Consider the following 11,683-nt stretch of genomic DNA (forward strand, 5'->3'; position numbering starts at 1 on the left):
CGACCGGCTGCAGTGATCCCTCTTGCCTGCAGTGAGGTGACACTGGTCCGTGAGGCCCCGGTAGTGAGCCCCGCTGCGGCTTGGGGATCGGCTCGCGAGGAGAGCGGTGCCAAGGGCCTGGGGTTCAGGCCTTCACGAGACTCGGTGGATAGGTGAAGGGGCGTCAAGTGACTCCGCTCTAAGACGGGACGCGGCGATGATCGGGGGGAGCGTTGCGGGCGACACGCAGCCATCGGCAGGGCTGCCGTGGGCGCCATCAGCCCTCATCCCGGACGGGGAGAGCCGCCGCCTCGAACACGGACAGGTGCTGCGTGAGGCAGGAGACCAGGTCCGGATCTTGATAGCAGCCAGCAGCGGATGCCGCCTGGTAGATGTCGGCCAGGTAGAACTCGCCGAGCGATACGACGCTCCGGAGGCCTTTGAAGAACCTGGTGGTTTCCTCCACCGTCGGCTCGACCATGGTTGACGCTGTGTAGGCGACGCGCCAGAGTTCGGCCGCCTTCGACTGCCAACCACTGACCCCTGTCACCTCAAGCTCGGAGTCGGACAGTCCGTGGTATATCCGAGCCGACTTGTGCGACCCCGCGTGACTGGCCGCGCGCACGAGGCGGTGCACGTTGATCTCAGCGTCGAGGAGCTTGTCGATCTGCTCCCTGACCCACTTGCGCTGTATGTCCGTGGGGCCACCGACGAGCTTGCCGCCCCATTCTTCATCACCCGGGACCCACGTAGTTGGCCATGCTGAGTTCCATGCGCGGGCGACCGCGTCGTAGTCCATGTCCCGCCGTGCTTCGGCAAAATTGCTCATCCCGAAGTAGGTGGCGTACTGAGCGGCCTGGACGATTAGCTCGGGATCCGCCAGGTCGGCCTCGGTAAGGCCTGCGAGGCTTTCGCGGAACTCGTCGACCTGGTTGGGGGTCGGGGTGTCCTCGCCGTCACTCAAACCGCAGTGCCACACCGCAAACGCTGCCTCGAGCACCGCTTGCCGCATGTCGAGATGAGCGGGCGGCCGGGTGGCACCGACGATCCGCCGAGCCCCTTCCTGTAGGACGCCGACTTTGTTCCACGCAATGCCGCAGCAGTACTTGAACTTGTTGGGGTCGAGGACCTTGTCGTAGCCCATGGCGGTGTCGATGATCTCGCCCCAGACCCAGGCGGGCAGTCCCGCGACTCGAAAGCGTTCGACGCTGGGCTTCCAGTCGCCAGGCAGCTCGATGGCTTTGCGGTCTTCGCCTTCGCCGTAGCCCCAGCGGTTCCACTCCTTCAGGAATGCGGCGCGGTATTCGAGCTTGGGCCTCTCCTGTTCGAGAAGGTTGTCGGCGGCCTGCTGCATGGCGGCGGCCCAACGGAGGGCGTCGTCGGCGATGTTCTCGACCAGGGCGCTGTCGACGGTGGCGGAACTCTTCCCGCTGTTGCACGGCTCGCAGCTCGTGACGAGGTTGTTGGGGGTGTCCGTGCCGCCAAGCGCAACGGGGGTGACATGGTCGACGCGCAATGGGACGTCGGGCGCGGAGGCGCCGCAGTATCGGCAGGTGTGGTTGTCCCGGCGGAGGACTTCGTATCGGAGGCGCTTGGAGACGGCCATGGAGCATTCTCTCTGGATGTTGAGGGTGTGGTCTAGGTGGAGGTTCGGCATGCTGCGAGAGCACGAGACAGGAAGTTCTGCTCGCGGTCGCTGACGCGCGGGGGAGTTTTGCCGTGCCGTCTGCTCGTCGTGGCAGTCTGGGCACCTCGGTCTCCGTCAGTTCGGCCCTGCTCGTCCGCTGCCGTTTGCTTCCTGTGCCGACCACGACCCTTGAGCGGTTCAGGTCGACCCCACTGGGCAGCAGCCTCGGACTTGCTCGATGCATAGAGCTGACCGGCTGGGCAAGGACATGTGGGTGCGGCTCTTGATGTCCGGCGGCGGGGCCGGACCGGCCCCCTGGCCTATCGGGCCGGTGGCTACTGGCTGCGGCGGGTGGTGACGAGTTGCCCGTTGTGGAGGCGGCGGTCGAGGCCGAGGTCGAGGCCACTCTCGAGCATCGCGAGGACGCCGAGGTGGCGGTCGGCCGGCACGGTCGCCACCAGGTTGTTGTCGATCGCGGAGAGGGTGCAGCGGACGTAGAGCTCACCTTCCGTCAGGTGGACGTCGTCCCAGTGGAGTCCGAGGCTTCGCTCTTACGCATGCCGGTGCCGATGAGTACCTCGAACAAGTCGGCCATCTCGGGGTCGGCCCGGTGGGAATGGGCAAGGAAGCGGGCGGCCTCCTCCATCGTCCAGATCCATCGTTCCGGCGATGGCGGTCGCCGTAGGACGGGGGGACTGGCCGGGTTGTGGAAAGGGCGGCCTGGGGTTCGCTGGACTTCAGAGTGGTCGAGCGTGAGTGCTGCCCCGATGGAGTCTGGCCCGGAAGATCCGATCCCCGGATGGCCCCGCTGGCGGAAATATCCCTGAACCTGCGGGTGTTACCCCTCGGCATGTGCGACAAGGGGGTGTCGAGCCTGAAACTGTTCTCCACGAAAGACGGCGTGACTGAAGTCCTGCCGCGATTGGCTGAGGCTGAGGCCGATGTGCAGGGCCTGGTCGAGGGGGCGATGGAGGCGATGCTCGGGGTCCGATTCCTCGCCTCCGAATACAGCACCGGCCCTGTACACGGTGGACGCATCGATTCTCTGGGGCTCGACGAGAACGGTGCTCCGGTGATCGTCGAGTACAAGCGATCCACCGACCCCGGCGTGCTGTCGCAAGGGCTGTTCTACGTGGCTTGGCTGATGGACCACCGCACCGAGTTCCAAGCGCTGGTCCGCGAGCGCCTCGGGGAGACAACAGCGTCTCAGGTTCTGTGGAGCGCGCCCCGGCTGATCTGCATCGCCGGAGACTTCACCCGCTACGACTTGCATGCCGTGCGGGAGCATCGTCGCTCGATCGACCTGGTCCGCTATCGGCTGTACGGGCAGCATCACATCGGGTTGGAGACCGTCGCCTCAGTGGCCACGCAGGGCAAAGTGCCGTCGCGCCTTCGGCGCCGAAGCGCCGACACATCCGCGTCTCTCCGGCGCGCGTGCGAGGCGATGGCGGAACTGGCGGCAGCCGTGGACGAGGCGCTGCTGGGGCTGGGCGGGGACGTGGCGAAGGTCGAGCGCAAGCAGTACGACGCGTACCAGCGGCTGCGCAACTTCGCCTGTGTCACCTCCCGGCAGGACAAGCTCCTCGCATACCTCAAGGCGGCGCCTACAACTGTCGATCTTGTGCCGGGGTTCACCAGGGACGTGACGGGGCTTGGGCATCACGGCACCGGCGACCTGGAGGTCCAGCTGCGCTCGGACAAGGACCTCGAGCGGGCGATGGAGCTGTTCCGGCTGTCCTATGACGCGGCGGCATAGGCCGGCGGACCCGGCGGTCGGTTCGGGGTTTCGATATCGGGCCTTTCGGTGGGAGGCGAGGACGTGGCGCTGGAGTAGTCCATCTTCCGCACGATCCCCGGTTTCGGAAACCGGGGATCGTGCGCTATGTATCGCCCAGCAGTGCCGCGGCGCCACCACTTCCGCGGTCGTGGTGATGTCGGAGGCGCTCAGGTACAGGATCTCCGGATCGCCACCGTCGGGGGTCCGCTCGACGAGATAGTTCACCCGACCATCGTGGCGGCCGCCCGGCCTGAGCAGCACGAAGCCCCGCACCGGGTCCACGTGCGGGGCATCGGCGAGTGTTGTTGATCTACTTGGGCGCGGGGAGCAGGCGGTCGAAGAAGGCGTTCACCATGACCTTTGCTTCTTCCGGCCGCTCCTTCCGCAGCTCCGCACCCCCGAACCGGAACAGGCGGTATCCGTCCAGGTTCAGGTCCCGGTCCGCAGCCATCATGGCCCCGTACACCTTGGGCGACGCGATGTTCCTCTCCCGTCCAGCCAGCTCTTGCTTCTCGCTGTAGTGCTGCACCCCATCGACCTCGATCACGACCCGCTCGCCGTTCGGCAGCAGCATGAGGAAGTCCATGCGCTGCCGCTCCAGGTCCTTCGGGTTGGCGGGGTCCTTCTGGGAGTAAGGGTCGTAGTGCAGGTGGACCTCGGGGAGCAGAGCCGGCTGCTCGAATCCGGCCTCCGGGTGAAGGCGTCCCACGCGCTCGTAGTAAGCGTCGAAGAACAGCTTCTGCGGGGGCGACTCCTGCGGCAGGGACCGCGCCAGCCGCATCCGCAACTGGAACCCAACCTTGAGATCGTTTAACCCGGCCGTGATGTCCGGCCGCTCCTCGCGCCACCAGTCGATCAGCGCCTGCCAGCTCAGCCCCGACGACAGCAGCGGCCGGTCGTACACCAGCCACAAGTGAGCGTTGGTCGTGAGCTTGATGCGGTTCTCGGTCGCATCGGTCAGCACGATCTTCGGCTTCTCCCCGACCCCCGCGAAGATTAGGTTCTGGAACTCTCCACTGCGGCCGCGGCCCCCCAGCGTCCGCAGCATCTTGTCAAGCGCCTCGCTGCCGACCTGCGTCACGACGCGCTGAGCCAGGTTGATCAAGTCCTGCGTGGTCTCCACCGCGTCCGTACAGGCCCACGTGTACTCGTCAAGCCCGTCCTCGGGGTAGACGCCCGCCGGGGACTCCAGGCCCACGCGACGGCACAACGCCGAGAGCCTCGCCGGTACGTGCTCCGCGAATTCGACCAGCTCCGCCACGATGGCCTTGCGTAGGACCTCGGCCGGCACTGCCTTCTGCATGTGAGCCCCCTCCAGGTCAAACTTGAACCCCTGGAGCCAATGGTGTCAGGGGGGTCCGACAACGAGGGGTCGGTACACGCAACACCCCTGCGTACGGCTGGCGTCGTATCAAGCCCTGGCCGGGGGATACACCCGTCTTGCGGGTCTCTGCGATCCGCCGCCCAGCGCTCGCCTCGGAGCTCGCTCACCGGGTGGCGATGGCACGCCTTGGCGGCATGTTCCGCTCTGTCGCCCAGACGAAGACCTCGCCAACCTTGCGTAACCCTGCATGTTTGCTGAGAACCGGTAGTTGCGGGAGGATGCGCCGACCGTGCGGTCGCGGACCGGGATCAGGGTTCCGTCCACGATCCACAAGCGGTTCACGTAGGCGACGGGCCGGGGCACCTGCTCCAACACAGACATCGGCCGGATGCGCCGGATGCCCCGGCAGACCGTCACCGAAGAGATCCCGAACAGCGGGGCGAGCTGTCAGCGGCAGGCACCACGGCCGGCCAGCCCGGCGGACGGTGCTGCATGTGACGCGGCGGGTGGAGGAGAATGGTCCTGCACAGGTCTCGGTGAGCCGGAGGGGCGAGGGGTGCTGTACGAAACCGCACAAGGTGCGCTGGAACAGCTCACGGATGATCTCGTTCTGGAGCGGGTGGCGCTATGGGTGCTGCGAGAGCGGTATCCCAGCCTCCGGCCTACCAGCGCCACGGGTGATACCGGTCTCGATGGCTACAGCCGGCTCTTGTTCAAAGACGAGATCGACGTGGCGTTGTGGGTCAGCCTGCAGCGCACATGGAGCGCGAAGCTCACCATCGAGTTGGAGAAGCACAAGAAGCACCGGCGTACGGCGCCAGCCGTGTTCGTGATGAACCGCTCGACGACCGAGATCAAGAAGGGGAAAGAGCGGAAGCGGGCAAAGACGGAGTTCGGGGTGGACCTGGAGATCGTCGACCTTGCCGAGCTCGTCACGGAGCTGGAATCGGACAGTCTGCGATGGGTGGCCGAGGCCGAACTGGGTGTCCGTCCGCGCCAGCCCCGGGCCCTGTCCACTGCGGAGATGTACCTGGAGCGGCTCTCCGGCACCGTCCCGGGGATGACCGCCGAACTCCACGGCACAACTGAGATCCAGGATCGGCTCCGTACCGAACTCGGTGCGGAAGGTCCCACAACAAGGATCGTTGTTGTGGAGGGCCCTGGAGGCAGCGGGAAGACCCGGCTTGCGATCGAGACGGCCCGATCCGTCGCCACGACTCTCGTCGTCCCTTCCGGTGCACCGCTCACGACGGAGGCGTTCAGCGAGGTGGGCTTGGACGGTCCCCTGATCCTTGTGGTCGACGATGCCCACCGCAGCGAGAGCCTGAGCGCGGTGGCCGCCATGCTCGCTGATCCCCGGTTCGACCAGGTACGCCTCCTGTTCACCCTCCGCCCCGGCGAGCGCGAGCGGGCGCTGTACGCTGCCGGCGCCGAGCAGAAGGCCGCCGCCTCAGTCGTTCTCGGACGTCTGGCAAGGCAGGAAATCGACAGGATCATCACCGGCCACGGCATCCAACACGAGGAGTTCCGCAACAGCGTCATCAACCTGGCAGACGGCAACCCGCTACTCGCCCACGCCGCGTGTCACGTGGCCGTGAACAGTAAGACGTTCGGCTGGGGTGATGCATCGGAATTGTTGCGGAACCTGGTGGCCAATCGGCTTGTGGCGATGGACGATCCCGGCCTGCACCGCGCGGTCGCGATCGCCCTCGCCCTGCTTACCAGGGCCGGTGACTTGGCTGGACACCATGCTGGCAGAGACGTCGCCGTCCTCTACGGTGCGATTTCCGGCCTGCCGTCCGAGCCAGACCGTCTCGACCGACTCCTGGACAATCTTGTCGATGCGGGCTTGGTGGACACGCCGCCCCACACCTTCCGCCCTGACCTCGCCGGTGTCGTTCTCGTGGCCGACGCACTTACCCCGGGCGCCCCCGTCCGACTGGACACCCACACCGCCCTGCAGCAACTGGCAGCCCAGGCAGGAATTTCCCCGGGGAACACGCCACAGGGGAACGCCGAAGCACTCGGCAGCGCGGCACAGCGCCTCGGCCCGCAGATTACCGTGCTGGCCGATGCCGCCCGGAGCAGCGGCGTCCAGGCAGCAGGCGTGGCAATTGCGCAGTTCGTCCTCGGCTTGCTGCCCGAGGACGCCTCTCTCGGGCACTGGACCAGCGTCGTGCACCTCGCGTCCCGGGCTGCCCCTGCCGGTCAGCCGCTCCTTGTGGAACTTGCCGCACAGCTGGCTCGGCAGTGGCCGGTACCTCCCTCCGGCCAGCTCTGGAGCGACGAGGACGCCTTCGCGCACTACCGGTACGAACTGGACAAACTCTGCGAGGAGTTCGCCCGACTGGCACGACGCACGGATCCGATGGCAGACCCGACGGCGGTGGCGGCCATCCTGGACATCGCCTGGCTGGTGGACGCTGCCCGACCTGTGTTCGGTGACGGGCAACCTGGTGCTCTCCTGCGGACGTTCGAGACGTGGGGCGCCCCAAGCTGCTCGCACGCTGGAGGCTGCGAGGCACTGACAACGAGCCGCGGTGCTCTGCTTGACGCGATCTCCCGGTGGGCCCGGGACCGTGCGGTCGAGCCGCCGCTCGGGCTCGACCCGGAGGACGCCGCGAAACGGGGGCCACAGTCCTTTGCTCGCGTGCTTCTCGCGGCCCTGCAGCCGTTCCTGAACGTCACCGCGGAACGGGTGCGGGGCACGCCAGAGCAGGCAAATACCCTCAACATCCGCATCATGGTGCTGCCCGACGTAGCGGAGATCCGGAGTCAACTCGACCAGGCCGTCGACCTGCTCGCGCCGCTACTCATGGAGCAGGTACTGCGTGAACCCGAGCACCGTTACCTCCTCAATGCCTTGGTTGCCCTGCCCCTGCAGCTGCGCCAAGCGGCGGCTCTCGGTCTGCCCGGTAGTACCCAGCAGCCGTTGCCCGAGTACGCCGAGCAGACCCTGACGGCAGCTGCATCGCGGTTCGCCAGCAAGATCGCCGAGCAATGGACGGGGCTTCCGCTGTCCGTACGACGCCGGGCAGCCGAAGCCGCGCTCGGCATGGGACGTTGGCGTACCGATCTGACCGCTGCGGCAGCGGCCGGGGAACCTGTTGCAGCCGCAGCCCTCGCCGACCAGGAGCTCGCCAACCTCCTGGTCGCTCAGCCGCCCCATACCTTCAGCGGCGCCTGGCAGGAGGACATCGCAGCCCAGAAGCCCGCCGCCGTTGCGCTGGCCGGCGCGCTGACCACCGAGCAGGCCGTCGATCTACTGGAAGCCACCGACCCCGACGTCTCAGGCACAGCGCATGCAGTCCTCCCGGCATTCGCAGCAGCGGTAGGCGAGAACGCGACCGATTCCGACTTCGTCCTTGCGCGCCTGGCCCGCGGTCCCCTGGCCGCGGAGGCTGCGCTCCTGGCTGGACTCGCTCGCCGGCACCCAGAGCAGGTATGGCCGTGGGTGTCTGAGCGCACGAGCGACACCAGGATCGCGGGACTCGCACTCTCGATGGTGGACGACCACCCTGACCACGAAGAGCAGCTCCTAGGCGTCCTCGTGGAAGCGGCCACCGATACAGGAACCACAGAGTCGGCCGCAATCTGCGAACAGATCGCCCACCACTCGTGGCACTGCACCAACTCAGCCGACGACCGCTTGGCGCGCCTGGCCCTGCTGGGCACCCTGGGGCCGAAGAAGGCTGTTCCGGCGGTTCTGCGGGCGATTGGGATGGTCCTTCTCCCCGGGCCGCAGGTGAATGCCACAACAGTGGCCGAATGTGCCGCTGTGCTGGAGCGCATGCTTACGCCCGAACACGTCGGTCGAATGCACAGTGACTACCTTGCCGCAGACGCGGCGATGCAGATCGCACGGCGGGTACCTGAGCGGTTCGCCGAAGTCCTGGTGGGACACATCCGCCGGGGCCACCCCTTGCCAACCATTTGGGCGGAGTACATCGAACGCCTTGGCGCCGATGTGCGTGAGGAGATCACCACCGCGTTCGTCCACCACTGGTCGATCGCGCCGATCACCGCGCCCGATGAAGCCGCCGAGTCGTTGATGCTCCGGGCGTTCACCCAGATCGGAACGGGTACCAACGCGTGGTCGGGCACACTGTCCGAATGGGCGAGAGGTGCGCCGAGCACGCGCCGCCGAGCCGCGGAGGCGATCCACACTGCCTGGTCCACCACCACCTGGGAGAAGATCGTTCCGGACCTGCTCACGGCCGGATTGGACGCGGAGAGCCGGGAGCTACTCCTGCGCGGGTTGACCTCGGTGGACGGTGCCTTCACCGACCCGACCAGCGTGATCAATCCCCGCCTCGAAGCCGCGGAGAAACTGCAGACCCACCCCAGCATCTTGGTGAGGGACTTTGCCGCTACCGCAGTGGCTCGCCTCGACAGCTTCTCCTCGACGTTCCGTGACCTACAGAGCCGTGCCCGCAACGGCTATCCCCAGTAGTGAACCGGACGGACCCCGGATGTAGCCGAATATGTCCTGGAGCATGAAACGGCCGACCCGCGTAGATCCGCGTTCGAGGACTTCTCGGGCAGCTCCGCGAACCACCGCTCGAGGTTCAGCTTCGACGAGATTTAGGTTGCTCGGCGGGCGCTGAAGGGTGCCTCGGCGTACATGTCGGCCCGCGGTCGGGGCTGACCCGGCCCGTGCTCCGGATCACTGCTGGAGTCCGGCTTCCAGGCCGCCCTTGTCTACCCGCATTCAGCGGACGCGGGGCCGGGGTAGGACAGGGGAGACCGGCAGCCGGGAGGCGGGAGGCAGGCGTTGTGGGGCAGGGCGCGGCTCCGCGGTGATGTCGGCTGCGGTAGTGGTCAGCTCGGCCAGGAGGTCGTGGGGCTTGCCACGTGGTGCGGGCAGGGTGGCTGAGCGCGCTCCATCCGGCTTCGTGTAGTGGCATGTGCGGTTCTGTCCTGGGGGCGGGAACCGGGTGGTCGAGATGGTCGGTGATCGCCTGGAGGAGCGGGATGGGGGTGTCGGCGGTGAGGGTGGCTCGCCAGAGCAGTTCGCCGACGGGCGCGTCGTACTCGGCGATTGTCCAGGCGATGTCGGTGCGGTGCCTGGCCTCGTGGTCGAACTCGGCCCGGACCGTGAGGGATTCGTGCATGGCGACGGTTGTCTCGTCGCTCCAGGTTCGGTGTTTGGACCACTGGGGCTTGGAGTCGAGGAAGTGGTCGAGGAACTGCTCGTGCTCCCCGGGGCCGGCGGCCACCGGCGTGGGAGGGGCCGGAGCTTCGGGGGTTGTCGGGACTGTCGTGCTGCGAAGGGCTTGGCGGACGTGCTGTTCGAGTTCGGTTAGGGGGGCCGGGCCGGGGCGGACGGCGACGGTGTGGTGGCTGTGGAAGTCCGCGACGGCTTCGGCCTCGGTTTCGAAGGTCGTGGTCACCTGGCGCAGGTGGCCTTCGCCGTGCAGGTGGACGTGGCGCCGGTGGCGTACGTTCCCACGGCGACAGTGGTGTGGCCGTCGTGGGCGTGCAGGTGTTCACCGCGATCCAGATGTCTCACGAGACGTTGGTTCGAGTCGCCTGAGTGAGAAGCGGTTCACCCATCTCGGGGAAGGTTCGTCTGCCGCTTCAATGAGCGCCAATTGCGATTCTTGAATGAGGCCGTCCGTACTCCTCGCCTCACTTGATCTGGAGCTCAAGAAGGTGGGGAGGTCCGGTAGGCGGCGAGTACAGGTGAGTCGAGGCCGCCCAGTACGCGCACTGGGCGACACGCTGCGCGTGGCTGGCTCCCTGACCACGGGTGAGGTCCGCGGATACGACTCATCCGCATGCCGCCAAGGGAAGGGCCCGACGGAGGTAGGGACGCGGTCGCGCACTACAGCCGGATCTTCACGACCCTGCACCTGCTCCAGTTCGTCTCAGTGGCACCCTCGGCGGACTGGCTTTGTACGCGAGATCGCGAACAGAGCCACGTCTCCTTGATCACTGGAGCCGCCATTGATTAGACACTTTCGGTGCGGCGATCGAGATGGAACTACGCGGTCGCTAGGGCTGGCCGTCCCCGACGGGGTCGAGTAGGTCCCACCATTTGGCTACCAATGGGTAGGGCGGGGGGCACATCGTGTGTGATGCGGGTGGTTCCGTCCGGTCGATGAGAATGATGCTGCGGTTGACGTACCGTTGCGTCCAGCGTGCCCAGTCGAGGTTGCCTCGCAGAAAGCCACCGAGGTTCTCGACGTAGCGTCGGGTCGGCGGGCTGACCTGGGGGGTGATCTGGGCGGATAGCCGGAAGAACAAGTCGACCAGCTTGTTGGTCAACTCCATTGCCAGGACCGCCGCCTCGTCCGGTGTGCCCCCTTTCTCATGGGCGATGATCTTGATGAGGTTGTAGTGGTCGTCTGGCCCCTTCTCGTTCCAGGGCGTGTAGAAGTCGAGGTGAACCGTGATGAGCAGCCCCATCATGGTGGTTAGTGCGGCGATGGCAGGGTGTTCACGTTCGTCGTCGGGGAGAGTCCCGGTGTTGCCGCAGATTTCGACAACCGGCCCGTAGGAGTTGGCCCCTTTCGCACCGTTGATGATGCGGTCCAGGTAACCGTCCACGGTAAACGGCTTGCCACGGACGGCACTGGCGATTTCCCCGCCGGCGTCGCGGATGGTGTTTGCGAACCCATCGATGAAGAGCCGTCCCGGCATGGGAGCCGCGTGGCGTTCGGTATATTGGCGCATCTTTCCGGCGAGCGCAGCGTGTGGGTGCAGCTCGGTCAGGTCTGGCATCACGGGGTCGTCCAACGCTGCGAGCAGCTGCGGGGCGACTTCGGTGTGGTATTTCTGCCGTTCCTCGGGTCCGCCGATATCGAACTGATCGTCGATGCTGAGTGAGCACACGACCCCCAGGTTGAAGAACATGTACCACCCGCGAGTCGTCGCTGGAAGGCAGGCCGTCGCGGACCGCGCCCCGTCCAGGAGGATGTGGTACTGCCTGTCGGTTGTCGGGCGCCAGTACGGTTTCAACCATTCCTGTGTG

At 66.6% G+C, this 11,683-nt stretch carries 10 protein-coding genes and 1 pseudogene; 3 read left to right on the forward strand and 8 right to left on the reverse strand.

Going from position 1 to position 11,683, the window contains the following annotated elements:
* Nucleotides 1–256: 256 nt before the first annotated feature.
* From ACIGFK_RS14305 to ACIGFK_RS14315, 3 genes are all read right to left on the reverse strand, one after another.
* Entirely contained in the window at nt 257–1,585 is a 1,329-nt protein-coding gene (locus ACIGFK_RS14305; protein ID WP_400051856.1) for an HNH endonuclease, read from the reverse strand.
* 356 nt (nt 1,586–1,941) lie between these two features.
* Nucleotides 1,942–2,064 (reverse strand): hypothetical protein, encoded by a 123-nt coding sequence (locus ACIGFK_RS14310; protein WP_400051858.1) that lies wholly within the window; start codon nt 2,062–2,064, stop codon nt 1,942–1,944.
* Nucleotides 2,065–2,117: 53 nt separating this feature from the next.
* Nucleotides 2,118–2,252 carry a hypothetical protein gene (locus ACIGFK_RS14315; RefSeq protein WP_400051859.1) on the reverse strand — a complete coding sequence of 45 codons (135 nt, stop codon included), beginning with the start codon at nt 2,250–2,252 and terminating at the stop codon, nt 2,118–2,120.
* A gap of 219 nt (nt 2,253–2,471) precedes the next feature.
* Between ACIGFK_RS14315 and ACIGFK_RS14320 the strand changes: the two genes are divergently transcribed.
* A complete protein-coding gene (locus ACIGFK_RS14320; RefSeq protein WP_400052088.1) occupies nt 2,472–3,362 on the forward strand; it encodes a DUF5655 domain-containing protein in 891 nt (296 codons plus the stop codon).
* Between the two features lie 331 nt (nt 3,363–3,693).
* On the opposite strand, the gene ACIGFK_RS14325 is transcribed toward ACIGFK_RS14320, so the two are convergent.
* Together ACIGFK_RS14325 and ACIGFK_RS14330 are read right to left on the reverse strand one after the other, a co-directional pair.
* A complete protein-coding gene (locus ACIGFK_RS14325; RefSeq protein WP_400051861.1) occupies nt 3,694–4,686 on the reverse strand; it encodes a hypothetical protein in 993 nt (330 codons plus the stop codon).
* 264 nt (nt 4,687–4,950) lie between these two features.
* Nucleotides 4,951–5,179 (reverse strand): annotated as a pseudogene (locus ACIGFK_RS14330) (IS5/IS1182 family transposase); the annotation flags it as partial.
* An 84-nt stretch (nt 5,180–5,263) separates the two neighbouring features.
* Here ACIGFK_RS14330 and ACIGFK_RS14335 point away from each other — a divergent pair.
* Nucleotides 5,264–9,160, forward strand: coding sequence for a hypothetical protein (locus ACIGFK_RS14335; RefSeq protein WP_400051863.1), 3,897 nt, complete (start codon nt 5,264–5,266; stop codon nt 9,158–9,160).
* A 115-nt stretch (nt 9,161–9,275) separates the two neighbouring features.
* Here ACIGFK_RS14335 and ACIGFK_RS14340 read toward each other — a convergent pair whose 3' ends face one another.
* Complete coding sequence (locus ACIGFK_RS14340) at nt 9,276–9,761, reverse strand: DUF317 domain-containing protein (RefSeq protein WP_400052090.1); 486 nt, start codon at nt 9,759–9,761, stop codon at nt 9,276–9,278.
* Here ACIGFK_RS14340 and ACIGFK_RS14345 point away from each other — a divergent pair.
* Nucleotides 9,645–10,013 (forward strand): hypothetical protein, encoded by a 369-nt coding sequence (locus ACIGFK_RS14345; RefSeq protein WP_400052101.1) that lies wholly within the window; start codon nt 9,645–9,647, stop codon nt 10,011–10,013. The genes ACIGFK_RS14340 and ACIGFK_RS14345 overlap by 117 nt on opposite strands.
* 83 nt (nt 10,014–10,096) lie before the next feature.
* Here the strand turns inward: ACIGFK_RS14345 and ACIGFK_RS14350 are convergent, their stop codons facing one another.
* Together ACIGFK_RS14350 and ACIGFK_RS14355 are read right to left on the reverse strand one after the other, a co-directional pair.
* Complete coding sequence (locus tag ACIGFK_RS14350; RefSeq protein ID WP_400051865.1) at nt 10,097–10,219, reverse strand: hypothetical protein; 123 nt, start codon at nt 10,217–10,219, stop codon at nt 10,097–10,099.
* A gap of 485 nt (nt 10,220–10,704) precedes the next feature.
* Nucleotides 10,705–11,565, reverse strand: a complete 861-nt coding sequence (locus ACIGFK_RS14355) for a hypothetical protein (protein ID WP_400051867.1) — start codon at nt 11,563–11,565, stop codon at nt 10,705–10,707.
* Nucleotides 11,566–11,683 lie beyond the last annotated feature (118 nt).

Source organism: Streptomyces sp. NPDC085524 (assembly GCF_044541755.1).
Lineage (GTDB): Bacteria > Actinomycetota > Actinomycetes > Streptomycetales > Streptomycetaceae > Streptomyces.

Coding starts and splice junctions, on each gene's coding strand:
- ACIGFK_RS14305 (WP_400051856.1), bottom strand. CDS start 1,585: ATGGCCGTCTCCAAGCGCCTCCGATACGAAGTCCTCCGCCGGGACAAC.
- ACIGFK_RS14315 (WP_400051859.1), bottom strand. CDS start 2,252: ATGGAGGAGGCCGCCCGCTTCCTTGCCCATTCCCACCGGGCCGACCCC.
- ACIGFK_RS14325 (WP_400051861.1), bottom strand. CDS start 4,686: ATGCAGAAGGCAGTGCCGGCCGAGGTCCTACGCAAGGCCATCGTGGCG.
- ACIGFK_RS14355 (WP_400051867.1), bottom strand. CDS start 11,565: ATGTTCTTCAACCTGGGGGTCGTGTGCTCACTCAGCATCGACGATCAG.